The sequence below is a fragment of the Pseudomonas sp. CC120222-01a genome (assembly GCF_003097235.1).
Classification (GTDB): Bacteria; Pseudomonadota; Gammaproteobacteria; order Pseudomonadales; family Pseudomonadaceae; genus Aquipseudomonas.
Map to the genome: position 1 here is coordinate 19,910 of NZ_QEQQ01000026.1, position 22,778 is coordinate 42,687.

A 22,778-nucleotide genomic window follows, 5' to 3' on the forward strand; every position below is an offset into this window, starting at 1 on the left:
GCCCCCATCTTTTACATCGACTTACAGCTCGATGCAGTCGAACTTCACATCGGTCGCTACGTCTTCGTCGTAGTTGACGTCAGCGCGCTCGAAGCCGAACAGGTTGAGGAACTGCTTCTTATAACCGGCGTAGTCGGTCAGCTCGAACAGGTTCTCGGTGGTCACTTGTGGCCACATGGCCTTGCACGCGTCCTGTACGTCGTCGCGCAGCTCCCAGTCGTCCAGGCGCAGGCGGGCTTTCTCGTCCACTTCGGCCGGAGCGCCATCGGCGCGGTACATGCGATCGCGGAACATGCGGTCCAGCTGGTCCTGGGTGCCTTCGTGCACACCCTTTTCCTGCATGATCTTGAAGACCATCGACAGGTACAGCGGCATCACCGGGATGGCCGAGCTGGCCTGGGTGACCACCGACTTCAGCACCGCCACGTTGGCGCCGCCTTTCACTTCGCCGGCCAGTTTCTTGTCCAGGCGCAGTGCGGTTTCGTCCAGGTCCTGCTTGGCCTGGCCCAGGGCGCCGTGCCAGTAGATCGGCCAGGTGATCTCGGTGCCGATGTAGCTGAAGGCCACGGTGCGTGCGCCTTCGGCCAGCACGTTGGCGCCTGCCAGGGCGTCGATCCACAGCTGCCAGTCCTGGCCACCCATGACGGTGACGGTGTCGGCGATTTCCTGCTCGGTGGCCGGCTCGATGCTGGCCTCGATGATGGTGTCTTTGTTGGTGTCAATGGCAGTCGACTTGTACGGCTGGCCGATCGGCTTCAGTGCGGAACGGATCAGTTCACCGGTCTGCGGCAGCTTGCGCACAGGCGAAGCCAGCGAGTAGATGACCAGGTCGACCTTGCCGCCCATTTCGTTCTTGATCAGCTCGATGACCTTGGCGCGGGCTTCGTCGGAGAAGGCGTCACCATTGATCGACTTGCTGTACAGGCCTTCGGCCTTGGCGAACTTGTCGAAGGCGGCAGCGTTGTACCAGCCGGCGGTACCGGCCTTGGTCTCGGTACCTGGCTTTTCGAAGAACACGCCCAGGGTGTCGGCCTTGAAGCCGAAAGCCGCGGTGATGCGGGCTGCCAGGCCGTAGCCGCTGGAAGCGCCGATGACCAGGACCTTCTTCGGGCCATCCTCGCGCACGCCCAGCTTGCGGGTGGCTTCGATCTGGTCACGGACGTTGAGCTCGCAGCCCTTCGGGTGAGTCGTGGTGCAGATGAAACCGCGAACCTTAGGATGAATGATGGCCAATGTCTGTACCTCGTCAGGTTTATGCCGGGGAACCGCCGCAGGGGCGATTCCGATTGATCAGAGGGTGAGACTACCCCCGCAGGTTATCCGACACATATTACGGGGTGATCCGGGTGATGCAAAACCGGGGTTTGCCTGTTCCGGCCTCTTCGCGGGCAAGCCCGCTCCCACAGGTACAGTGGAACATTCAGGATTTGCGCGGTCTCTGTGGGAGCGGGCTTGCCCGCGAAGAGGCCGGAACAGGCGGCATCAATCTACCGCCAGAGCCCCTTTCAACCACCCGAGGAACTGCCGGGCCAGCGGATCATCCTGGCTGTCCCGGTGCACCAGGCAGGCCCAGGCCGGCCCCCGCACCCGCTGCGCAGACAGCGCCTGCAGGCGCCCCTCGCCCACCGCCCGCTGCGCCAGCAACTGGCTGACCAGGGCAACGCCCAGCCCTTCGCTCGCGGCATCCAGCAGCAGCCCGGGGTCGGAAAAATTCAGCCCCTTGCCCTGCTGCCCCACATCCTCGCCACCTTCCAGTTGCCAATGGCTCCAGTCCATTTCGCGCTCGCCATGCAGGGTGGTGCGCTGCTGCGCAGGCGTTTGCAGCAACGAAGGGTGGCAAGCGGGATACAGCTGGTCGTGATGCAGCACGGTAAAGCTGCACTCAGCCTGGGCACTGAGGTCGTCGCGGATGGCCAGGTCGATGGTTTCGCTGGCCATGTCCGGCACATCGAAGCTGGTAAACAACCACAGGTCGACCTGCGGGCAGCGCTGATGGAAGTCGGCCAGGCGCGGCAGCAACCAGTGCCGGGCGAAGGCCGGGCTGGTATTGACCACCAGTTGATTCGGCTTGCGATATTGCTCCAGACGGCGAATGCCCACGGCCAGGTGCTGCAGCATGGACTGAGTGGTGCTGAGCAGGTCATGCCCGGCATCGGTCAGGCTGACGCTGCGGCCACTGCGGTAGAACAGAGGCTGTTCCAGGTAATTTTCCAGGCTGCGGATCTGCTGACTGATCGCCGACTGTGTGAGATTCAGGGCCTCGGCAGCCTTGTGGAAGCTGCCAAGCCGTGCGGCGGCTTCGAAGCCCCTGAGGGCATTGAGCGGTGGCCAGTGTTTGAGCATGATCGATAAGCCCTGCTAATCAGATATCGGCTAAATCTATCGTTTGTCGCCACCACTTCATAGCCATAGCATGGACACCAACACCCGCGACGGCGGGCTTCGTTGATAAAAATCCTTAATTGATCGGAGTTCACTATGCACCTGTCCCTCGACAGCGGCTGGCGTATGCCTGCCGAATGGGCCCGCCACGCGGCAACCTGGATGGTCTGGCCACACAATCAGGCGCTGTGGGAAAGCAGTTGGCGCGTCAGCCTGGCCGATGTGCAGCGCGACTATGCCCGTGTAGCGGCAGCCATTGCCCGCTTCGAGCCGGTGAAGATGGTCGTCGACCCTTCAGCCCTGCAAAGCGCCCGCGCCCTGTGCGGCGCCAACATCGAACTGATCGAACTGGCCGTGGACGACAGCTGGTGCCGTGACAGCGGCCCGAGTTTCGTCTGCCACCCGCAGCATGGCCTGGCCGGGCTGAGCTGGCGCTTCAATGCCTGGGGCGGCAAATCGCAACACGGCCACGACCGCAGCCTCGGCCGCCGTATCCTCGACCAGCTGGGCCTGGACGGTTTCAGCACCTTCCTGTGCAACGAAGGCGGCGCGATTCATGTCGACGGTGAAGGTACGCTGATCACCACCGAATCGGTGCTGCTCAATCCCAACCGCAACCCCGGTATCGACAAAGCTGAGTTCGAAGCCTGCTTCGCCCGCTACCTGGGCATCAGCAAGACCATCTGGCTGCCTGGCGACCCGCAGTATGTCACCGGCGACATGACCGATGGCCATGTCGATGGCGTGTGTGCCTTCGCCCGCCCAGGCGTGCTGCTGGTCGATGCCACCCACGATCACGGCTCGGTCTACGCCGAAGTGGTCCGCGAAAACCGTCGCGCCCTGGAACTCGCCACTGATGCTCGAGGCCGCCATTTCGAACTGCTCGACCTCTATGAAGCCAGCGCCGCAGTCGACCAGGACGCCGAAGTGTTCTGCGCGTCCTACACCAACTTCTACATCGCCAACGGCGCGATCATCATGCCGGCCTACGGCATCGCCGCCGACCAGGACGCCGCCGAGCAACTCGCCCACGCCTTCCCTGGCCGCGAAATCGTGCCGGTGCGCATCGATGCCATCGCCCACGGCGGCGGCGGCATCCATTGCATCACCCAGCAGCAGCCGGAGGTGCAGCCATGAGCCTGCTGCGCATCGCCACTACCCAGATGCCTTGCAGCTGGAACCTGCCCGATAACCTGGACCGCGCCGAGCAACTGGTACGCCAGGCTGCCGCCGATGGCGCGCAGGTGATCCTGCTGCAAGAGCTGTTCGCCACGCCCTACTTCTGCATCGAGCAGGACCACAAGCACCAGGCGCTGGCCGAGCCCTACCCGAGCAGCCCGATCCTGCAACGCTTCGCGGCCCTGGCCGGCGAGCTGGGCGTGGTGCTGCCGTTGAGCTGGTACGAGCGCGCTGGCAATGCGTTCTTCAACTCGCTGACCGTGGCCGATGCCGACGGCCAGCTGCTGGGCGTCTACCGCAAGACCCACATCCCCAACGCCATCGGCTACCAGGAGAAGGAGTACTTCAGCCCCGGCGATACTGGTTTCAAGGTCTGGGACACCGCCTTTGGCCGCCTCGGCATCGGCATCTGCTGGGACCAGTGGTTCCCGGAAACGGCCCGCTGCCTGGCCCTGATGGGCGCCGAGGTGCTGCTGTTCCCCACCGCCATCGGCTCCGAGCCTGGCTGTGCCGAGCTGGACTCGCGCGACCATTGGCAGGTCGCCATGCGCGGTCATGCCGCCGCCAACTTGGTGCCCGTGGTGGCCGCCAACCGCGTCGGTGTGGAAGTGGCCGATAGCGATGAATCACTGAGCATGCGTTTCTACGGCTCGTCGTTCATCTGCGACCACAAGGGCGCGATGCTCGCCGAAGCCGACCGCAACAGCAGCGGCGTCTGGCTGCACGACCTGGACCTGGCACGCATGCGCGATGACCGCCTGAGCTGGGGCATCTACCGCGACCGCCGCCCGGAAATGTACGCGCCGCTGCTGACCCTGGACGGCAAGCACCCACACAACCCGAGGGCCTGAGCATGAAACGCCACGTTATCGCCGCACTGGCCCTGGCCCTCTGCGCCAGCCAGGCCCAGGCCGACCAGCCCACCCTGCGCCTGTACAACTGGGCTGATTACTTTGCCGAAGACACCCTCAAGCAATTCACTGCCGAAACCGGTATCCAGGTGATCTACGACGTGATGGACGGCAGCGAGGTACTCGAAGCCAAGTTGATGTCCGGGCGCAGTGGCTACGACCTGGTGTTCCCCGGAGACACCGTGGCTGAACGACTGATGCGTGCCGGCAGCCTGCAGCCACTCGACCACAGCCGCCTGGAGGCCCTCGACGACATCGAGCCCGGCCTGCGCAAGCTGCACGCCCAGTATCCGAAAGCCAGCCAGGCGACCGTGCCCTACACCTGGGGCACCATCGGCCTGACCGCGAATGCCGAGAAAATCCGCCAGCGCATGCCCGATGCGCCGCTGGACAACCTCGACCTGCTGTTCAAGCCGGAGCTGGCGGCCAAGTTCGCCGATTGCGGCATCTCGGTCATCGACTCGCCTGACGAAGTGCTGGCCGTGGTGCTCCATTACCTGGGCCGCGAACCGCGCAGCGCCAAGCGTGAAGACCTGGCGGCCGCCAGCGAACTGCTCAAGGCGGTACGCCCGTACATCCGCAAGTTCCAGTCGCAACCGGTGACCGAGCTGGTCAACGAGAACCTGTGCCTGTCGCTTGGCTACAGCGGCGACGTGATCCAGGCCCAGCGCGCCGCCGACGCTGCCGGCAAGCACCTCGACTTCCAGTACCGCGTACCGCGCCAGGGCACCACGGTATGGATGGACACCATGGCCATACCGGCGGATGCCCAGCACCCGGAATACGCCTATCGTTTCATCAACTTCGTCATGCGCCCGGCGAACATGGCTGCCATCAGCAACTTCACCGGCTACCCCACGGCCAGCGCCAAGGCACGCCAGGCGGTGGACCCGCGCATGCGCGACAATCCCGACATCTACCTCGACGAAGCCACCTACGCCCGGCTGATCCCGGGCCGGGACATTCCACAGGCCGACATGCGAGCGCGCATGCGCGTGTGGACCCGCTTCAAGACTGCACAGGACTGACCCATGCCCAGCCGTAGAACCTTCCTGCAACTTTCACTGGTCACAGGCGTCGGTGCCAGCCTTGGCCTGCCGCTGGGCCTGGCCCGCGCCGAGGAGCCCGGGCGCTGGTTCATGCCCGACGAAGGCGAACCACAGCAGCGCGCGTTCATCGCCTTCGGTGCCCAGAAAGCCATCTGGGAGGACTTCACTGCCGACGTGCAAGCCGCCTTGGGCCGTATCGCCCAGGCCATCGCCCGCTATCAGCCAGTGACCGTGTTCTGCCGCCCCGGCGAACGCGAACTGGCCGAGCGGCACTGCGCCAGCCACAACACCTCCTTTGTCGAATGCAATCTGGACGACATCTGGATGCGCGACATCGGCGCCAACTTCGTCGTCGACGACGATGGCGCCCTCGCTGCGGTGGATTTCAACTTCAACGGCTGGGGCAACAAGCAACGCCACCAGAACGACGCGCAGCTGGCCAAGCGTGTGGCCACTCTGGCCAACGCCCGTTACCAGCGCAGCGAACTGGTGGGCGAAGGCGGTGCCATCGAGGTGGACGGCCACGGCACCGGCATCATGACCGAGAGCAGCTGGATCAATGCCAACCGCAACCCGGACTGGAGCAAGGCCGACGTCGAGGCCGAACTCAAGGCACGCCTGGGGTTGAGCAAGGTCATCTGGCTGCCAGGCATCGCCGGGGAAGACATCACCGACGGGCATGTGGACTTCTATGCCCGCTTCGTCCGCCCGGGGGTAGTGATCGCCAACCTGGACAACGACCCGGACTCCTATGACCACGCGGTGACCCGCAAGCACCTGGAGATACTCAAGAAAGCCACCGATGCCGAAGGCAGGCGCCTGCAGGTGCATGTGGTATCGCCGCCCATGCGCGGGCGGCGCAACAGGTTCAGCCGAGGCAATGACGACTTTGCGGCGGGGTACATCAACTACTTCGTGATCAACGGCGCGATCATCGCACCGCAGTTCGGGGATGCGCAGGCCGATGAAAAAGCCCGGGCGCTACTGGCCGTGTTGTACCCAGGGCGGGATATCGTGCAGCTGGACATCGATGCGATTGCGGCGGGTGGCGGGGGAATTCATTGTGTGACCCACCAGTGCCCGGCTGTTTGATCTGTGTTGCCTGCGGGGTGCCTGTCGAAAGGAATACAGCGCCTATGAGACCGAGCGCCGCCCGCGCGGCGCTCGGTCTCAAAGGCGCTGAAACACTCAAGGCGAACACCCAACCATCAATCTTCGATCTCACTCTTGACCACCTTGCCAGTAACCGGGTCATGGTAGATCTCGACTTTCCTGCCCTCCTTGTCCAAGCCATAGATCTCATAACAGTTGCCTTTGGTGACCTTGAACTTCTTGATCGTGTAACCCTGCTCCTCGAGCTGGGCCTGGAACTTGTCCGGGTCTTGCCAGGTACTTCTGTCGGCGCTGGTGCATTGGGTGGCGGCGAAGGTGGCGTCGCTGGCAATGGAGAGTGCGAGGGCAACGAGAATACGCATGGCGATAAGCTCCAATCTGATGAGAGGAACAGCACAGTGCGAGATGCAACCCATTGAGCGTAGCTCACAGCGGATTGATTGGCTTTTCACATCAATCACAAAGAAAAACAAACTTAACAAATCAACCCAACCCGCCGATGCTGGCAGCACTACGCCCATTGCCCGGAGAACAACAACATGAACGACGTGGTCATCGTCGCCGCAACCCGTACCGCCATCGGCAGCTTCCAGGGTGCCCTGGCCAATGTGCCGGCCGTCGACCTCGGTGCAGCAGTGATCAGGCAGCTGCTGGGGCAGACCCGGCTGGACCCGGCCCAGGTCGATGAAGTGATCCTCGGCCAGGTGCTCACCGCCGGTGCCGGGCAGAACCCGGCGCGCCAGGCCGCGATCAAGGCCGGCCTACCCTACAGCGTGCCGGCACTGACCCTGAACAAGGTCTGCGGTTCGGGCCTGAAGGCCCTGCACCTGGCGGCGCAGGCGATCCGTTGCGGTGACGCCGAGGTGGTGATCGCCGGTGGCCAGGAGAACATGAGCCTGGCCCCCTATGTGATGCCATCTGCCCGCACCGGCCAGCGCATGGGCCATGGCCAGCTGATCGACAGCATGATCACTGACGGCCTGTGGGATGCCTTCAACGACTACCACATGGGCATCACCGCCGAGAACCTGGTGGACAAATACGGCCTCAGCCGTGAGCAGCAGGACGCCTTCGCCGCCGAGTCACAGCGCAAGGCCGTGGCGGCGATCGAAGCAGGCCGCTTCAAGGACGAGATCACCCCGATCGTGATGCCGCAGAAAAAAGGCGAGCCGAAAGTCTTCGACCGTGATGAACAACCCCGCCCGGACACCACCGCCGAGTCGCTGGCCAAGCTGCGCCCGGCCTTCAAGAAGGACGGCAGCGTCACCGCCGGCAATGCCTCCAGCCTCAACGACGGCGCCGCCGCGGTGCTGCTGATGAGCGCCAGCAAAGCCAAGGCCCTGGGGCTGCCGGTGCTGGCGAAGATTGCCGGTTATGCCAGTGCCGGCGTGGACCCGGCGATCATGGGCATCGGCCCGGTATCGGCGACCCAGCGCTGCCTGGACAAGGCGGGCTGGCAGCTGGCCGACCTTGACCTGATCGAAGCCAACGAGGCCTTTGCCGCGCAGGCACTGGCGGTGGGCAAGGCGCTGGAGTGGGATGCCAGCAAGGTCAACGTCAATGGCGGCGCGATTGCCCTGGGGCACCCGATCGGTGCTTCCGGGTGCCGCGTGCTGGTGACCTTGCTGCACGAAATGATCAAGCGGGATGCGAGGAAGGGGCTGGCCACCTTGTGCATTGGTGGTGGCCAAGGGGTCGCACTGGCGATCGAGCGTTGATCAGGCGGTAGCGCGCAACTCGCGGGCAGCCGCTTCGTTGACGGCCCTGGCCAGCAGCGCGGCTTCCTGGCACTTGTGCACAGCCTGCTCCACCGGGCTGTGCAGTAACGGGCAGGCTGTGGCCAGCCACAGCCGATCGCCCAGACGGTCATGGGCATCGCGCAGCAGCTCCAGGGTATTTTCCAGGTCGCAGGGCGAGGCGTTGCGGCCGTCGACCAGGCCGAGCGACAGCACCTTGTAGGCCGGTAGCCGGTCGAGGATGGTCTGGTACTGCTCGGGGGCCTGCACCAGGTCGACGTGCAAGCCATCGACCGGCAGGCTGACGGCCAGGCCGAGGTTGCCTTCCAGGCCACCAAGGTAGGTGGCGATCAGCTTCTTCAACGGTGCACGCTGAAGGATGTTGTAGACCCGTTCGAAAGCGTTTTTCCAATCCTGCGGCAGTTCCTGGGCCAGGATCGGCTCATCGATCTGCACCCATTCGGCCCCCAGGGCAGCCAGACGGTTCAGGCCCAGGTCATACAGCGGCAGCAGGTGTTCCAGCTCGTCGAGGTCGGCGTTGCCATTGCTGGCCTGCCACAGATAGGTCAAAGGGCCGATCACCACCGGTTTGACTGCATGGCCCAAAGCCTTGGCTTCGGTCACTTCGTCGAACAGTTGCTCCCAGCATTGGGCAAACGGCTGGTCGCACCAGGCGAAATCACCCACTGGCAGCAGCTCGATGCCGGCGTCTTTCTGCACTTGCCAGTGGCGGGCACGCAGCTCGCGGTCACTGCCAAAGCGTGGAAAGCCCAGGTTGTGTGCCAGTGCCATGTCTTGTCCCTCAGAGTTCTGAAAATGAGTACCGAAATGAATGAGGGGATTTTCCGGCCCGCGAGCACCTGAGACAAACTCATTAAATTTGAGATGAACTCAAGAAATGCTCATGATGCCCATGAACCTGAATGTCTTGTTCAGAGCAGCAGCCTACGTATTGAGACATGAGCCCGACCGATAACCTGCCGCACAATGCCAACCTGAATACTCCAGGTGCCCTCGAGCCATGAGTCTGCTGAAAGCCGCGCTGCGCGAAAAACACTTCGTCTGCGTCATGGAATTCGTCCCCAAGCCCTCGGCGGAACGCTTCGCCGCAATGGAGGCGATCATGGCCCGCGGGCAGTTGTGCGGCTGGCCCATGACCGTCGCCATCGGCGACCGCGTGGGCAGCCCGCTGGACATGTCGCCGCTGGACGCCCTCGCCTCTTTCAACACGCCACTTCCCGCCTTGCCGCATTTCTCCGGCAAGGACCGCGAACGCCATCATCTGTTGGCTCAGTTACAACGCATGGACGCCGCCGGCCTCGATCAGTTGCTGCTGCTAACCGGCGACCGCCTGCCCGGCCACCAGCCCGGTGAACGCCCGGTGCGCTACCTGGAGTCGGTCGCGGCCTTGCTGATTGCCCGCCAGGCCTGCCCGCACTGGTTGCTCGGCGCGGCACTGAACCCGTTCAAGTACCACGAGGAGGAAGGCGGCGCACAGTACTTCAAGGCCGAGAAGAAACTCGCCGCCGGCGCCGACTTCCTTACCCTGCAACTGGGCTTCGATGCCAGCAAGCACCAGGAAGCCATGCACTGGATGCAGCGCCAGGCCTCGCCCAAACCGATGCTGGCCTGCCTGATGAGCCTGACCCACGGCCGCGCGACGATGCTCGAGCATGTGGCAGGGGTAACCGTCTCGCCTTCGATGTGCGACCTGCTCGAAGCCGAAAGCAAGGTGTCCAAGGCTTTCGCCCAGGCGCGCAGCGTCGACCGCCTGGCCTTGCAGATCATCGGTGTAAAGCTGATGGGGTATGCAGGCGTGCACCTGTCGGGAATTCACGAACTCAAGCAGCTGCTGGCACTGGAAGAGCGCCTGGAACACTGGCAAGCGCAGATCCATTCGCTGGAGCACTGGGCGCCCGCCTGGGCCGACAGCTGGCAGATGCCAGGCCTGCCCATCGTGGCTTTCCATCCGCCACAGGGCAACTGGCGCCAAGGTGAATCGACCGTCAGCGCCTCAGCCAAGGAGAAAGTCCGCTATCACCTGTTGCACAGCGCCCATTCGCTACTGTTCAGCCGCACCAACTGGCTCAGCAAGGCGTTCGGCTGGGTCGTGCGCCAGCCACTGTGGGTAACCAAACGTGGGGCCCGGGTGCTGCACGGGCTGGAACGGGCGGTCAAACGCCCGTTGATTGGCTGCGACACCTGCGGCCGCTGCCGCCTGGAAGACACCCTCTACACCTGCCCGGAAACCTGCCCCAAAGGCCTGGCCAACGGCCCTTGCGGTGGCACCGCGCTGAACCGCTGCGAGTTTGGCGACCGCGAGTGCATCCACAGCGTCAAGTACCGCACCGCCAAGGCCGTGCGGCAAACCGCCGTGCTCACTGAGCGACTGATCCCGTGCATCGAGGTCGAGACACGCCACCGCAGCTCCTGGCCGCAGTGGTTCGAGACTCAGCCGCCGCGCCAACTCAGCCCGCAGCCAGCGCCTCGAACCCAGCCCGAATCTTAGCTTCGGGCAGTTCATCTGCGATGAACACCATCACGCTCTCGCGCTGCTCGCCTGCCGCCCATTCGGCATCCCAGTCGAAGCCATAGAGCTTGAGCACGCCCTGGAACACCAGGCGACGCTCCTCGCCAGCGATGTTCAGCACGCCTTTGTAGCGCAGCAGCTGCTTGCCGTGCTCTTCCAGCAATTCGTTCATGAAGTCGCTGAGGCGGTCGATGTCCAGTGCGGTCTCGGTACGCAACACCAGGGTGGAAATCCGGTCCGGCGTGGCCGGCTTGAGCACCGGGCGCAGGCTTGGCTTGAGGTTGGCGCCCAGGTCCGGGTTCAGGTTGAAACCGCGCACATCGAGCAGCTCGGCGAGGTCGATGCGGCCATGTTCGACCACTCGGATCGCCGCCCTTCCATTGATCCGCGCCAGGCGCTCGCGCAGGGCCTCAACTGCAGCCGGTTCGACCAGGTCGGTCTTGCTCAGCAGCAGGCGATCGGCAAAACCGACCTGGGCCTGGGCGATGGTCTGGGTCAGGTGCACCTCGGCGTGGGCAGCATCGACCAAGGTGATGATGCCGTCGAGGATGTAGCGATCGCGCAGTTCTTCATCGATGAAAAAGGTCTGCGCCACGGGTGCCGGGTCAGCCAGGCCGGTGCATTCGATCACCAGGCGGTCGAAGGTGATCTCGCCAGCGTCCAGGCGCTCGAGCAGCAGGTACAGGGCACGGGTCAGGTCGCCGTGGATGCTGCAGCACACGCAGCCATTGGCCAGGGTCATGACCTGTACTGGCTCGTCGCCAAGCAACTGGCTGTCGATGCCGGCCTCGCTGAACTCGTTCTCGATCACGGCGATCTTCAGGCCGTGTTCAGCCTTGAGCATGTGCTTGAGCAGCGTGGTCTTGCCGGCACCGAGAAAGCCGGTCAGGACGGTAACGGGAATGGGCGTCTGCACGCAAAAATCTCCTGAAGCTGAAAAAGATTGTGGGAGGCCGGTTGCCCGGCCTCCCACAGGTTCACGCAAGATGCAGGTTCAACAGCACTTGGGCCCGGACTTGCCACCGTACCGTGCTTCCTGACGTTCGCGGAAGAACGCCTCGTACGTCATCACCGGCTTGTCCGGGTGCTTGTTGCGCATGTGCTCGACGTAGTTGTCGTAGTCGGGCATGCCGACCATCAGGCGGGCTGCCTGCCCCAGGTACTTACCCAGTCGACCCAGGTCGTTGAACATCACTGCAGTCCTCTCAAGCGTCAGGCAGGGCCTGGAACGGGGTTTCCTTGTCGGTGCGCTCTTTGCGACCGAGGGCGGCGTAGCCGACCTTGAGGGCGAAGAACAGCACACTGAACACCACCAGCAGGAACAGAATGGTCAGGCCGGCGTTGGTGTAGGCGTTGAAGATCACGTGCTGCATCTGGTCGATGTCCTTGGCCGGAGCCAGTACCTGACCGGCGTCCAGCGCGGTGCTGTACTTCTTGGCCAAGGCCAGGAAGCCGACGGCCGGGTTCGGGTCGAACAGCTTGATCAGGCCCGCCGCAGTGGTGCAGATCAGCAGCCAGGCAGCCGGCAGCAGGGTGACCCAGATGTAGCGCTCGCGCTTCATCTTGATCAGTACCACGGTGCCGAGCATCAGCGCGATACCGGCCAGCATCTGGTTGGAGATACCGAACAGCGGCCACAGGGTGTTGATGCCGCCCAGTGGGTCGATCACGCCCTGGTACAGCAGGTAGCCCCACAGCGCCACGCAGCCGGCAGTGCCAATGAGGTTGGCAGTCCACGACTCGGTGCGCTTGAGCGCCGGCACGAAGCTGCCCAGCAGGTCTTGCAGCATGAAGCGGCCGGCACGGGTACCGGCGTCCACTGCGGTGAGGATGAATAGCGCCTCGAACAGGATCGCGAAGTGGTACCAGAAGGCCATGGTGTTTTCACCCGGCAGCACCTGGTGCAGGATCTGCGCGATACCCACCGCCAGGGTCGGTGCACCACCGGCACGGGCGAGTACGGTGTGCTCGCCGATGTCGCGGGCCACCGCTTCGAGCTGCTCAGGGGTGATCATGAAGCCCCAGCTGCTGACCGTTTGCGCCACCGAAGCCACGTCGGCGCCCACCACGGCGGCCGGGCTGTTCATGGCGAAGTACACGCCCGGCTCGATCACCGAAGCGGCGACCATGGCCATGATGGCGACGAACGATTCCATCAGCATGCCGCCGTAGCCGATGTAACGGGCGTTGGCTTCGTTGTCCAACAGCTTCGGCGTGGTCCCCGAGGAGATCAGCGCATGGAAGCCGGACACCGCGCCGCAGGCGATGGTGATGAACAGGAACGGGAACAGGGTACCCTTCCACACCGGGCCGGTGCCGTCGGTGAACTGGGTCAGCGCTGGCATTTTCAGCTCGGGCATGGTCACCAGGATGCCGATGGCCAGGGCGATGATGGTACCGATCTTGAGGAAGGTCGACAGGTAGTCACGCGGCGCCAGTACCAGCCAGACCGGCAGCACGGCGGCAACGAAGCCGTAGCCGACCAGCATCCAGGTGATCTGCACGCCCGTGAAGGTGAATGCCGGGCCCCAGACCGGATCAGCAGCAATCTGGCCCCCCAGCCAGATCGACGCCAGCAGCAGCACCACGCCAACCACCGAGATCTCGCCGATGCGGCCCGGGCGGATGTAGCGCATGTAGACGCCCATGAACATCGCGATCGGGATGGTCGCCATCACCGTGAACATGCCCCATGGGCTCTCGGCCAGGGCCTTGACCACGATCAGCGCCAGCACCGCGAGGATGATGATCATGATCAGGAAGCAGCCGAACAGGGCGATGGTCCCCGGGATGCGGCCCATCTCCTCACGCACCATGTCGCCCAGCGAGCGGCCGTTGCGGCGGGTGGACAGGAACAGGACCATGAAGTCCTGTACCGCACCGGCCAGCACCACGCCGGCGATCAGCCACAGCGTGCCGGGCAGGTAGCCCATTTGCGCGGCGAGTACCGGGCCAACCAAGGGGCCGGCGCCAGCAATGGCGGCAAAGTGGTGACCGAAGAGAATGTGTTTGTTGGTAGGAACGTAGTCCAGACCGTCGTTGTTGAGCACCGCCGGGGTGGCTCGGCGAGGGTCGAGTTGCATCACCTTGGTGGCGATGAACAGGCTGTAGTAACGGTAGGCGACCAGGTAGATGGCCACCGCGGCGACCACGATCCACAAGGCATTGATCGCCTCGCCGCGACGCAGGGCAACCACACCCAGCGCGCAGGCCCCTATGACTGCCAGCGCCAGCCACGGAATGTGGCGTAGCAGGCTATTATTGTTGTTCATGGTTTGCTTCCAGCTGGTGGATTGGAAAAGACCGCCCATCGAGTCTAGGGCGTGTCATCGCGCATTGCCACACTTGCTTTGGTCTAGAGCCTCTGCGGCCAGATTGCGGTACCTGATGCACATATCCAGTTAACTATAGTCAGGATGTCACCCGAGGACCTACCCCATGAGCGATCACGACGAACGCCGCCGCTTCCAGCGCATCGATTTCGATGCCCCCACCGAGCTGCGCCAGGGCGACCGCCGCTGGCCGGTAAAACTGTTGGATGTGTCGCTCAAGGGCATGCTGGTCAAATGCCCCGAACCCTGGGACGCCGACCTGACCCAGGACTTCGATGCGGTCATCCACCTGAACCCCGAGGTGCGGGTACAAATGCAGGTGGAACTGCGCCATGAGGAGCCCACCCGCCTGGGCTTCGTCTGCCTGTACATCGACGTCGACTCCATGACCCATTTGCACCGTCTTGTGGAATTGAACCTGGCAGATGGCACCGAAATGATGCGCGAGCTGCGCGAACTCATCGAAGAATAGAATCTGTTAGCTGGCTAACAGCCTTCCCACCTTCTGTTTCTTGTCTACCCAGACAGCTTTCTGCCTGGGTAGCAGCGCTTTGTACACACCCCTCTAGCACCGCATTAAACAACTTGGTACGGCTTCTGCATTGCAGTTTTGCACACACTGCAAGGCCTACTGTTCGCGCTCCGATCAAAAACTTGTATACAATTTATGTAGCAATCATTTGTAGGAAATGTCTACAGTAGTGCCACAACAATAAACAGAGAGCCTGCTCCATGACTACGTCCCCTAGCACGTCTCCCGCCCAGCGCCCCGAGGACGAAAACCTCGGGCTGGGTGCCAACCTGGCCTATGGTCTGCAGCATGTGCTGACCATGTATGGCGGGATCGTCGCGGTACCCCTGATCCTGGGTCAGGCAGCCGGCCTCAACGGTGCCGAGATCGGCATGCTGATTGCCGCTTCGCTGTTTGCCGGTGGCCTGGCGACCTTGCTGCAGACGCTGGGCATCCCGTTCTTCGGTTGCCAGCTGCCGCTGGTGCAGGGCGTATCGTTCGCTGGCGTGGCGACCATGGGCGCCATTCTCAGCAGCGAGGGCGGTGGTGGCCTGCCGGGCGTGCTCGGCGCGGTCATGGCAGCGTCGGTGATCGGTTTACTGATCACCCCGGTGTTCTCGCGCATCACCAAGTTCTTCCCGCCGCTGGTGACCGGCATCGTCATCACCACCATCGGCCTGACCCTGATGCCGGTTGCCGCGCGCTGGGTGATGGGCGGCAACAGCGCCTCGCCAGAGTTCGGCAGCGTGGCCAACATCGGCCTGGCGGCACTGACCTTCGCCATCGTCCTGGTGCTGAGCAAACTCGGTAGCGCAACCATCTCGCGGCTGTCGATCCTGCTGGCCATGGTGGTCGGCACGCTGATCGCCTGGGCGCTGGGCATGACCGACTTCAGCAAGGTCGGCCAAGGCCCGATGTTCGCCTTCCCCACCCCGTTCCACTTCGGCATGCCGGAGTTCCACATCGCCGCGATCCTGTCGATGTGCATCGTGATCATGGTGACCTTGGTGGAAACCTCGGCCGACATCCTCGCCGTGGGTGAGATCATCGACACCAAGGTCGACTCCAAGCGCCTGGGCAACGGCCTGCGTGCCGACATGGCGTCGAGCATCCTGGCGCCGATCTTCGGCTCGTTCACCCAGAGTGCCTTCGCCCAGAACGTCGGCCTGGTGGCCGTGACCGGGGTCAAGAGCCGCTACGTGGTGGCCACCGGTGGCGTGATCCTGGTAGTGCTCGGCCTGCTGCCGGTGATGGGCCGGGTAATTGCCGCAGTACCGACCCCGGTACTGGGTGGCGCTGGCATCGTGTTGTTCGGCACCGTGGCCGCCAGCGGCATCCGTACCCTGTCGAAGGTCAACTACAAGAACAACGTCAACCTGATCATCGTCGCTGCTTCGCTGGGCTTTGGCATGATCCCGATCGCCGCGCCGACCTTCTACCACAACTTCCCGAACTGGTTCGAAACCATCTTCCACTCGGGCATCAGCTCGGCGGCAATCATGGCCATCTTGCTGAACCTGCTGTTCAACCACTTCAAGACGGGCAACTCGGAGAACCAGTCGGTATTCGCTGCAGCCTACGAACGCACCATCCAGTATTCGGACATCTCGTGCCTGCGTGATGGTGACTTCTTCAAGGATGGCAAGCTGTTCGATGCCGAGGGCAACGAAGTGCCGGTGATGGAGCTGGACGAGCACGGCAACCAGGCGCCCAGGCGCAGTGCAGTTGCCGAGCATTGACCGCTGACTGAGCGGTGAGGTGGGGGAGCCGATGCGCATCGTCGGCTCCCCTTTTTCGTTCCTGTCCCGGCCCTTTCGCGGGCAAGCCCGCTCCCACAGGTCTTGCACAAATTTCAAGACGTGTGCGATCCCTGTGGGAGCGGGCTTGCCCGCGAAGAGGCCGGGACAGGTTACAAATTACTCGAACAAGGCATCCAGGGCCTGTTCCAGACGGGTCACAGCAATTACCTGCAGCCCTGCTGGCGGCTCCTTCGGCGCATTGCCCTTGGGCACGATGGCTCGCTTGAAGCCATGCTTGGCCGCCTCTTTCAGGCGCTCCTGGCCACTGGGCACTGGCCGCACCTCGCCCGACAAGCCGATCTCACCGAACACCAGCAACCCATGGGCCAATGGCCGGTTGCGCAGGCTGGACATCACCGCTGCCAGCAACGCCAGGTCCGAGGCCGTTTCCAGCACTTTCACCCCACCGACCACGTTGAGGAACACATCCTGGTCGTGGGTGGGAATGCCGCCATGCCGGTGCAGTACTGCCAACAACATGGCCAGGCGGTTCTGGTCCAGGCCCAGGGTGACCCGCCGCGGGTTGGCCAGGTGGCTGTCATCGACCAGCGCCTGCACCTCGACCAGCATCGGCCGGGTGCCTTCCCAGGTTGCCATGACCACGCTGCCGGGCACTTCTTCCTGGGTACGGTTGAGGAAGATTGCCGACGGGTTGGACACCTCTTTCAAGCCGCGGTCGGTCATGCCGAACACGCCCAGTTCGTTGACCGCGCCAAAGCGGTTCTTCACCGCCCGCAACAGGCGCAGGCGGCCATCGGACTCGCCCTCGAAATACAACACGGTATCGACCATGTGCTCCAGCACCCGCGGCCCGGCCAGCGAGCCTTCCTTGGTGACATGGCCAACCAGGAAGATCGCCGTACCACTCTGCTTGGCATAACGCACCAGCAGCGCCGTGCTCTCGCGCACCTGGGCCACGCCGCCGGGGGCGGACTGCAACTGCTCGGTGAAGATGGTCTGAATCGAGTCGATCACCATGACCCGGGGTTTTTCCACCCGCGCCGTGGCAATGATGGTTTCGATGCAGGTCTCGGTCATCACCTTGAGCTGGTCCTGGGGCAGGCCCAGGCGCCGCGAGCGCATGGCCACCTGCTGCTGCGACTCTTCACCGGTGACGTACAACGCGGGCAGGCCCACGGCGATGTTGCACAACGTCTGCAGCAGGATGGTCGACTTGCCGATCCCCGGGTCGCCGCCGATCAATACCACCGAGCCATCGACCAGGCCACCGCCGAGCACCCGGTCGAGTTCGGTGCTACTGGTGGTGAAGCGCGGGATCTCTTCGACACTGACTTCGGCCAGGGTCTTGATCTGCGCCTGTTGCCCGGTCCAGCCGGCGCGGCCGCTGGGGGCTGCCGCGCCGCCGCTTTCGATCATGGTTTCGACCAGGGTGTTCCAGGCCCCGCAGTCGGCGCACTGGCCGGCCCATTTGGGGAAGGTCGCGCCGCACTCGGTGCAGCCATACAAGCGCTTGGCCTTGGCCATGGGCAGGGTCTCCTGGAAAAAACCGCCATGATAGCCGAGGCTGACGTGTCTCGAACCGATCGAGATGCGACAAAACTATTCGTTCTAACCGCAGTCACTACCCCTGAAGCCAACGCATGAAGCGTTTAACTGGCTTACACTGCGTTAACCTCACCATTTGTTACAAGGAATCAAACATGGGCATGCTCAGTGAGTTCAAGGCCTTCGCGGTCAAAGGCAATGTCGTCGACATGGCGGTCGGTATCATCATCGGCGCGGCCTTCGGCAAGATCGTCTCCTCGTTCGTCGGGGACGTGGTCATGCCACCACTGGGGCTGCTGATCGGCGGCGTCGACTTCAGCGACCTGGCAATCACCCTGAAGGCTGCCGAAGGTGATGTACCGGCCGTGGTACTGGCCTATGGCAAGTTCATTCAGACCGTGATCGACTTCGTCATCGTCGCCTTCGCCATCTTCATGGGCGTGAAGGCGATCAACCGCCTCAAGCGCGAAGAGGCCGTGGCACCGACCACACCGCCAGTCCCCACCCCGCAGGAAACCCTGCTGACCGAAATCCGCGACCTGCTCAAGGCGCAGAACCAGAATCGGTTGCCCTGAAATGCCTGGGGCCGCATCGCGGCCCCTTTGCATCACCAGTAGTTTTCCACCGCCACCTGCCCCGGCCGCTTGCTCAGGCTCAGCTGCAGGTCACGCGCCTTGAGTACCTTGCGTGTCTCGTCGATCATGTCCGGGTTGCCGCAGAGCATGATCCGCGAATGCTCGGGCGACAACTCCAGCCCCGCCGCCTTTTCCAGCTCGCCATTCTCGATCAGCGTGGTGATTCGCGCATTCAATGCCCCTGGGTGCTGCTCACGGGTCACGACAGGAATGAACTGCAGCTTGCCCGCGAATTCGGCCAGGTAATCACGCTGCTCCAGCCCGGCGATGTCGTCTACATACGCCAGCTCTTTCGCCTCGCGCACCGAATACACCAGCTTGATGTTGTCGAAACGCTCCCAGGCTTCAAAGTCCTGAAGGATCGACATGAAAGGTGCGATGCCAGTGCCGGTCGCCAGCATCCACAGGTCGCGCCCGCCGACGAAGCGATCAAGGGTCAGGTAGCCGAACGCCTGACGGTCGATCAACAAGGTATCGCCCTCGCCCAGGCGGCTCAGCTCGCTGGTGAATTCGCCGCCCGGCACCACGATTGAGAAGAAGTCGAGGTATTCGTCATGGGGGGCACTGACCATCGAATAGGCACGCCAGACCACGCTACCATCGGCCTTGGTCACGCCCAGCCGGGCAAACTGGCCGGCCCGGAAGCGAAACCCCGGATCACGCGTCACCCGCAGGCTGAACAGGTTCGGCGTGAGCGGCTGGACGTCGAGCAGGGTCTGGCGGGTGAAATTGTCGGCACTGGCGGTCATGTCGGGCTCCATGTAAGGCATGCGCCCAGTGTCGCCCAAAGCGGCCTGGATAAAAACCGCTGGAATGTAGGGGCACAACAGGGGGATCGCGTCAGGTTTGATGAAAAATGCGGCTTCTATAACAAAAAATCCCAACACAGCACTCGGACTTTTCCTACAATTCTCCCGGTATGCAAATGGATTGGACCCACAACATCCAACGGAGTGTGACAGATGCTTCAGTGGAATCATGAGCATCTCCATCAACTGATCAGCGAAAGCACGCCGCAAAAGGTGTTTGACCTCGCAGTGCACCTGGCGCAAGACCTGGACATGATGTTTCTGGGGCTGAAAGTCCGCATTCAACTGGCTGCGCAATCGCCACGGCTGTACCTCTACAGCAACTATCCAGTTGCGTGGATCGAGCGCTACCAGCGTGACGACTTCTACAAACGGGACGCTGCGGCGACCCGAAGCCACACCACGACCATGCCGGTAGTGTGGACCGACGACCTGTACCACGAAGTACCCGACTTCCGCGAGCAGGCTTGCGCGCACGGGCTACGCCATGGCTGGACGCAGTCCTTGCATGACCTTCAGCACAATGAGAGCCAGGTCAGCATCTGCAGGCCCAGCAACGCAGTGAGTATTGCCGAGCTTTACGACAAAGCCGGCAAGGTGCAGTGGCTGTGCCACACCCTGCACGCGATCATCAGCGAATATCACCTGGCCAAGCTCAGCGCGCCGCTGAAAATGAGCGAGCGCGAAATCGAAGTGCTCAAGTGGTCGGCCGCCGGCAAGACCGCCGCCGACGTCGCCTGCATCCTGTCGTTGTCGCAGAGCACGGTGAACTTCCATATCCGCAGCGTCATCACCAAGACCAACGCCGCCAACAAGGCCGGTGCCATCGCCATCGCCATGATGCGTGGCCTGATCGACCAATAGCCAGGCCTGCGGCCTCGGGCAAAGCCCTGTAGAATCGCGCAGCAAAGCTCGTGGCGAACCGCCGTGGGCAGATCCGTACCCGAGCCAGACGCCATGCCTTTGTTGACCACCCCTTACGCCGAACTCGACCTGATCCGCCAGCCGGACCAGGCCAACGACCCGCTGCAGGCCTTCGATGCCGCCGACGAATACCTGCTCGAGCAGCTGCATGCCCAGGGCCTGGACGCTGGCAGCCGCGTGCTGGTGCTCAACGACAGCTTCGGCGCCCTGGCGGCCAGCCTGGTCGATCATCTGCAGGTAACCAGCAGCGGTGACTCGCACCTGGCGCACATTGCGCTGGAAAAAAACCTGGCGCGCAATGGCAAGGCGTTCGACAGCGTGCCCTTCGTACCGGCCAGCGAGCACTGGCAAGGCCCGTTCGACCGCGTGCTGCTGCGCGTGCCGAAGACCCTGGCGCTGCTCGAAGAACAACTGATCCGCCTGCAAGGCCAGCTGGCACCCGGCGCCCAGGTAATTGCCGGTGCCATGATCAAGCACCTGCCGCGCGCGGCCGGCGACCTGATGGAAAAGTACATCGGCCCGGTGCAGGCCTCGCTGGCACAGAAGAAGGCCCGCCTGCTGACCGCTACGGTCGCCGAGCGCCCTGCCGCCAGGTCGCCCTACCCGACCCGCTACCAGCTCGACACACCGCCACTGGAACTGCTCAACCATGCCAATGTGTTCTGCCGCGAGGGCCTGGATATCGGCACCCGCGCCTTCCTGCCCCACCTGCCCCGCGACCTGGGCAACGCCCGTGTTGCCGACCTGGGCTGCGGCAATGGCGTGCTGGCCATAGCCAGCGCGCTGGGCAACCCGGACGCACAGTTCACCCTGGTCGATGAGTCGTACATGGCAGTGCAGTCGGCGCGGGAGAACTGGCAGGCAGCGCTGGGTGAGCGGCCGGTCACGGTCATGCCGGGTGATGGCCTGGCCGGGGTGGAAAAACAGTCGCTGGATGTAGTGCTGTGCAACCCACCCTTCCACCAGCAGCAGGTGGTGGGTGACTTTCTCGCCTGGCGCATGTTCCAGCAGGCGCGCGAAGCGCTGGTAGTGGGCGGCGCGCTGTATATCGTCGGCAACCGTCACCTGGGCTATCACAGCAAGCTGGCGAGGCTGTTCCGCGGGGTGGAGCAGGTAGCCGCAACGCCGAAATTCGTGATCCTCAAGGCCCGCAAGTAATGAAAAGGGGGCGCCAGGCGCCCCCTTTCACTCAATGGGTGGTCAGGCCAGCGGCCCCCATGAACAGCCGCATCACCCAGGCCGCCACACCCAGGGCCGCCACGCTCATCGCCCAGATCAGCACCAGCCAACCCAGCCGCTGCCACAGCGGTTTCTTGTCTTCCAGGCCATGTTTACCGGTCATCATGCAGCGCTCCTAGTGATAGCCATCTTCATGGGTCACCTTGCCGCGGAACACGTAGTAGCTCCAGAAGGTGTACATGAGGATGAACGGCAGGATGAACAGCGTGCCCACCAGCATGAAGCCCTGGCTCTGCGGCGGCGCAGCGGCATCCCAGATCGAGATCGACGGCGGGATGATGTTCGGCCACAAGCTGATGCCCAGCCCGCTGTAACCCAGGAAGATCAGCACCAGGGTGAGCAGGAACGGTGTGTAGTGGGCATTGCGCGCCACCGCCTTGAGCAGGCCGTAGAAGGTCACCAGCACCAGCAGCGGCACCGGCATGAACCAGAACAGGTTGGGCATGCTGAACCAGCGGTCGGCAATCTGTGGATAAGCAATCGGGGTCCACAGGCTGACGATGCCGATCACCGCCAGTAGCACCAGCGCCAGCGGCCGGGCGAGGTCGTGCATCTTCAACTGCAGGTCGCCCTCGGTCTTCATGATCAGCCAGGTACAGCCCAGCAGGGTGTAGGCGACGATCAGGCCAAGGCCACAGAACAGGCTAAACGGTGTCAGCCAGTCGAGGGTGCCACCGGCGAAGTGCCGGTCGACCACCTTGAAGCCTTCGAGGAAGGCGCCCAGCGCCACGCCCTGGAAGAAGGTGGCGACCAGCGAGCCGCCGATGAACGCCTTGTCCCACACATGACGCTTGTCGGCCTTGGCCTTGAAGCGGAACTCGAAGGCCACGCCACGGAAGATCAGGCCGATCAGCATCAGTATCAGCGGCAGGTACAGCGCTTCGAGTACCACGGCATAGGCCATCGGGAACGCCCCGAACAGCCCGGCACCGCCCAGCACCAGCCAGGTTTCGTTGCCGTCCCAGACAGGGGCAACGGTATTCATCATCACATCGCGGTCACGCTCGCCCTTGACGAAGGGGAAGAGCATGCCGATCCCCAGGTCGAAACCATCCATCACCACGTACATCATGACGCCGAAGATGATGATCACGGCCCAGATCAGCGGAAGGTCGATACCCAT

General features: G+C 63.3%; 22 protein-coding genes. 11 read left to right on the forward strand and 11 right to left on the reverse strand.

Annotation, left to right across the window (positions count from 1 at the left end):
• Positions 1–21 precede the first annotated feature (21 nt).
• The gene (gene fabV, locus N430_RS24775) at positions 22–1,233 is read right to left on the reverse strand and encodes an enoyl-ACP reductase FabV (protein ID WP_110639439.1); all 1,212 of its coding nucleotides are present in this window, start codon (positions 1,231–1,233) and stop codon (positions 22–24) included.
• 249 nt (positions 1,234–1,482) lie between these two features.
• Positions 1,483–2,343: a LysR substrate-binding domain-containing protein gene (locus tag N430_RS24785; RefSeq protein WP_110639440.1), complete on the reverse strand. Its 861-nt coding sequence runs from the start codon at positions 2,341–2,343 to the stop codon at positions 1,483–1,485.
• Between the two features lie 135 nt (positions 2,344–2,478).
• Between N430_RS24785 and N430_RS24790 the strand changes: the two genes are divergently transcribed.
• Genes N430_RS24790 through N430_RS24805 form a run of 4 tightly spaced genes read left to right on the forward strand, consistent with a single transcriptional unit; the run spans position 2,479 to position 6,613 of the window.
• The gene (locus N430_RS24790; protein ID WP_110639441.1) at positions 2,479–3,519 is read left to right on the forward strand and encodes an agmatine/peptidylarginine deiminase; all 1,041 of its coding nucleotides are present in this window, start codon (positions 2,479–2,481) and stop codon (positions 3,517–3,519) included.
• Positions 3,516–4,412, forward strand: a complete 897-nt coding sequence (gene aguB / locus N430_RS24795; protein ID WP_110639442.1) for an N-carbamoylputrescine amidase — start codon at positions 3,516–3,518, stop codon at positions 4,410–4,412. The genes N430_RS24790 and aguB overlap by 4 nt, the downstream gene beginning before the upstream one ends.
• Before the next feature lie 2 nt (positions 4,413–4,414).
• Entirely contained in the window at positions 4,415–5,500 is a 1,086-nt protein-coding gene (locus N430_RS24800) for an extracellular solute-binding protein (RefSeq protein WP_110639443.1), read from the forward strand.
• A gap of 3 nt (positions 5,501–5,503) precedes the next feature.
• Positions 5,504–6,613, forward strand: a complete 1,110-nt coding sequence (locus N430_RS24805) for an agmatine/peptidylarginine deiminase (RefSeq protein ID WP_110639444.1) — start codon at positions 5,504–5,506, stop codon at positions 6,611–6,613.
• 116 nt (positions 6,614–6,729) lie between these two features.
• Here the strand turns inward: N430_RS24805 and N430_RS24810 are convergent, their stop codons facing one another.
• Complete coding sequence (locus N430_RS24810) at positions 6,730–6,996, reverse strand: PepSY domain-containing protein (RefSeq protein ID WP_110639445.1); 267 nt, start codon at positions 6,994–6,996, stop codon at positions 6,730–6,732.
• Between the two features lie 177 nt (positions 6,997–7,173).
• Here N430_RS24810 and N430_RS24815 point away from each other — a divergent pair, with 177 nt between their 5' ends.
• On the forward strand, positions 7,174–8,352 hold the full coding sequence (locus tag N430_RS24815; RefSeq protein WP_110639446.1) for an acetyl-CoA C-acetyltransferase: 1,179 nt from the start codon (positions 7,174–7,176) through the stop codon (positions 8,350–8,352).
• Here N430_RS24815 and N430_RS24820 read toward each other — a convergent pair whose 3' ends face one another.
• Entirely contained in the window at positions 8,353–9,162 is an 810-nt protein-coding gene (locus N430_RS24820) for a 5-methyltetrahydropteroyltriglutamate--homocysteine methyltransferase (RefSeq protein WP_110639447.1), read from the reverse strand.
• 229 nt (positions 9,163–9,391) lie between these two features.
• Here N430_RS24820 and N430_RS24825 point away from each other — a divergent pair, with 229 nt between their 5' ends.
• Positions 9,392–10,879, forward strand: coding sequence for a methylenetetrahydrofolate reductase C-terminal domain-containing protein (locus N430_RS24825; protein WP_110639448.1), 1,488 nt, complete (start codon positions 9,392–9,394; stop codon positions 10,877–10,879).
• On the opposite strand, the gene yjiA is transcribed toward N430_RS24825, so the two are convergent.
• The 3 genes from yjiA to N430_RS24840 form a co-directional block, all read right to left on the reverse strand.
• A complete protein-coding gene (gene yjiA, locus N430_RS24830) occupies positions 10,839–11,816 on the reverse strand; it encodes a GTPase (RefSeq protein WP_110639449.1) in 978 nt (325 codons plus the stop codon). The two genes, N430_RS24825 and yjiA, sit on opposite strands and share 41 nt — an antisense overlap.
• Before the next feature lie 78 nt (positions 11,817–11,894).
• Positions 11,895–12,092, reverse strand: a complete 198-nt coding sequence (locus tag N430_RS24835; protein WP_054887128.1) for a YbdD/YjiX family protein — start codon at positions 12,090–12,092, stop codon at positions 11,895–11,897.
• A gap of 13 nt (positions 12,093–12,105) precedes the next feature.
• Entirely contained in the window at positions 12,106–14,172 is a 2,067-nt protein-coding gene (locus N430_RS24840; protein ID WP_110639450.1) for a carbon starvation CstA family protein, read from the reverse strand.
• Between the two features lie 166 nt (positions 14,173–14,338).
• Here N430_RS24840 and N430_RS24845 point away from each other — a divergent pair, with 166 nt between their 5' ends.
• Together N430_RS24845 and N430_RS24850 are read left to right on the forward strand one after the other, a co-directional pair.
• Positions 14,339–14,704, forward strand: coding sequence for a PilZ domain-containing protein (locus tag N430_RS24845; RefSeq protein ID WP_110639451.1), 366 nt, complete (start codon positions 14,339–14,341; stop codon positions 14,702–14,704).
• A gap of 260 nt (positions 14,705–14,964) precedes the next feature.
• Positions 14,965–16,482, forward strand: coding sequence for a nucleobase:cation symporter-2 family protein (locus N430_RS24850; protein WP_110639452.1), 1,518 nt, complete (start codon positions 14,965–14,967; stop codon positions 16,480–16,482).
• 177 nt (positions 16,483–16,659) lie between these two features.
• Here N430_RS24850 and radA read toward each other — a convergent pair whose 3' ends face one another.
• The gene (gene radA, locus N430_RS24855) at positions 16,660–18,027 is read right to left on the reverse strand and encodes a DNA repair protein RadA (protein ID WP_060485566.1); all 1,368 of its coding nucleotides are present in this window, start codon (positions 18,025–18,027) and stop codon (positions 16,660–16,662) included.
• A 176-nt stretch (positions 18,028–18,203) separates the two neighbouring features.
• On the opposite strand from radA, the gene mscL reads away from it, so the two are divergent.
• Positions 18,204–18,623, forward strand: coding sequence for a large-conductance mechanosensitive channel protein MscL (gene mscL, locus N430_RS24860; RefSeq protein ID WP_110639453.1), 420 nt, complete (start codon positions 18,204–18,206; stop codon positions 18,621–18,623).
• A gap of 32 nt (positions 18,624–18,655) precedes the next feature.
• On the opposite strand, the gene N430_RS24865 is transcribed toward mscL, so the two are convergent.
• Complete coding sequence (locus N430_RS24865; RefSeq protein WP_110639454.1) at positions 18,656–19,432, reverse strand: ferredoxin--NADP reductase; 777 nt, start codon at positions 19,430–19,432, stop codon at positions 18,656–18,658.
• Positions 19,433–19,645: 213 nt separating this feature from the next.
• On the opposite strand from N430_RS24865, the gene N430_RS24870 reads away from it, so the two are divergent.
• Both N430_RS24870 and N430_RS24875 read left to right on the forward strand, forming a co-directional pair.
• On the forward strand, positions 19,646–20,356 hold the full coding sequence (locus tag N430_RS24870) for an autoinducer binding domain-containing protein (RefSeq protein ID WP_110639455.1): 711 nt from the start codon (positions 19,646–19,648) through the stop codon (positions 20,354–20,356).
• Between the two features lie 93 nt (positions 20,357–20,449).
• The gene (locus tag N430_RS24875) at positions 20,450–21,574 is read left to right on the forward strand and encodes a methyltransferase (protein WP_110639456.1); all 1,125 of its coding nucleotides are present in this window, start codon (positions 20,450–20,452) and stop codon (positions 21,572–21,574) included.
• 31 nt (positions 21,575–21,605) lie between these two features.
• Here the strand turns inward: N430_RS24875 and N430_RS24880 are convergent, their stop codons facing one another.
• Together N430_RS24880 and cydB are read right to left on the reverse strand one after the other, a co-directional pair.
• Positions 21,606–21,761, reverse strand: coding sequence for a DUF2474 domain-containing protein (locus tag N430_RS24880; RefSeq protein ID WP_060508707.1), 156 nt, complete (start codon positions 21,759–21,761; stop codon positions 21,606–21,608).
• A 9-nt stretch (positions 21,762–21,770) separates the two neighbouring features.
• Positions 21,771–22,778 carry a cytochrome d ubiquinol oxidase subunit II gene (cydB, locus tag N430_RS24885; RefSeq protein WP_079226526.1) on the reverse strand — a complete coding sequence of 336 codons (1,008 nt, stop codon included), beginning with the start codon at positions 22,776–22,778 and terminating at the stop codon, positions 21,771–21,773.

Excerpts from the sequence above, each read along its gene's own strand:
- N430_RS24785 (WP_110639440.1), bottom strand. The coding sequence starts at position 2,343 with ATGCTCAAACACTGGCCACCGCTCAATGCCCTCAGGGGCTTCGAAGCC.
- N430_RS24790 (WP_110639441.1), top strand. The coding sequence starts at position 2,479 with ATGCACCTGTCCCTCGACAGCGGCTGGCGTATGCCTGCCGAATGGGCC.
- aguB (WP_110639442.1), top strand. The coding sequence starts at position 3,516 with ATGAGCCTGCTGCGCATCGCCACTACCCAGATGCCTTGCAGCTGGAAC.
- N430_RS24800 (WP_110639443.1), top strand. The coding sequence starts at position 4,415 with ATGAAACGCCACGTTATCGCCGCACTGGCCCTGGCCCTCTGCGCCAGC.
- N430_RS24805 (WP_110639444.1), top strand. The coding sequence starts at position 5,504 with ATGCCCAGCCGTAGAACCTTCCTGCAACTTTCACTGGTCACAGGCGTC.
- N430_RS24810 (WP_110639445.1), bottom strand. The coding sequence starts at position 6,996 with ATGCGTATTCTCGTTGCCCTCGCACTCTCCATTGCCAGCGACGCCACC.
- N430_RS24815 (WP_110639446.1), top strand. The coding sequence starts at position 7,174 with ATGAACGACGTGGTCATCGTCGCCGCAACCCGTACCGCCATCGGCAGC.
- N430_RS24820 (WP_110639447.1), bottom strand. The coding sequence starts at position 9,162 with ATGGCACTGGCACACAACCTGGGCTTTCCACGCTTTGGCAGTGACCGC.
- N430_RS24825 (WP_110639448.1), top strand. The coding sequence starts at position 9,392 with ATGAGTCTGCTGAAAGCCGCGCTGCGCGAAAAACACTTCGTCTGCGTC.
- N430_RS24835 (WP_054887128.1), bottom strand. The coding sequence starts at position 12,092 with ATGTTCAACGACCTGGGTCGACTGGGTAAGTACCTGGGGCAGGCAGCC.
- N430_RS24840 (WP_110639450.1), bottom strand. The coding sequence starts at position 14,172 with ATGAACAACAATAATAGCCTGCTACGCCACATTCCGTGGCTGGCGCTG.
- N430_RS24845 (WP_110639451.1), top strand. The coding sequence starts at position 14,339 with ATGAGCGATCACGACGAACGCCGCCGCTTCCAGCGCATCGATTTCGAT.
- N430_RS24850 (WP_110639452.1), top strand. The coding sequence starts at position 14,965 with ATGACTACGTCCCCTAGCACGTCTCCCGCCCAGCGCCCCGAGGACGAA.
- radA (WP_060485566.1), bottom strand. The coding sequence starts at position 18,027 with ATGGCCAAGGCCAAGCGCTTGTATGGCTGCACCGAGTGCGGCGCGACC.
- mscL (WP_110639453.1), top strand. The coding sequence starts at position 18,204 with ATGGGCATGCTCAGTGAGTTCAAGGCCTTCGCGGTCAAAGGCAATGTC.
- N430_RS24865 (WP_110639454.1), bottom strand. The coding sequence starts at position 19,432 with ATGACCGCCAGTGCCGACAATTTCACCCGCCAGACCCTGCTCGACGTC.
- N430_RS24870 (WP_110639455.1), top strand. The coding sequence starts at position 19,646 with ATGCTTCAGTGGAATCATGAGCATCTCCATCAACTGATCAGCGAAAGC.
- N430_RS24875 (WP_110639456.1), top strand. The coding sequence starts at position 20,450 with ATGCCTTTGTTGACCACCCCTTACGCCGAACTCGACCTGATCCGCCAG.
- N430_RS24880 (WP_060508707.1), bottom strand. The coding sequence starts at position 21,761 with ATGATGACCGGTAAACATGGCCTGGAAGACAAGAAACCGCTGTGGCAG.
- cydB (WP_079226526.1), bottom strand. The coding sequence starts at position 22,778 with ATGGGTATCGACCTTCCGCTGATCTGGGCCGTGATCATCATCTTCGGC.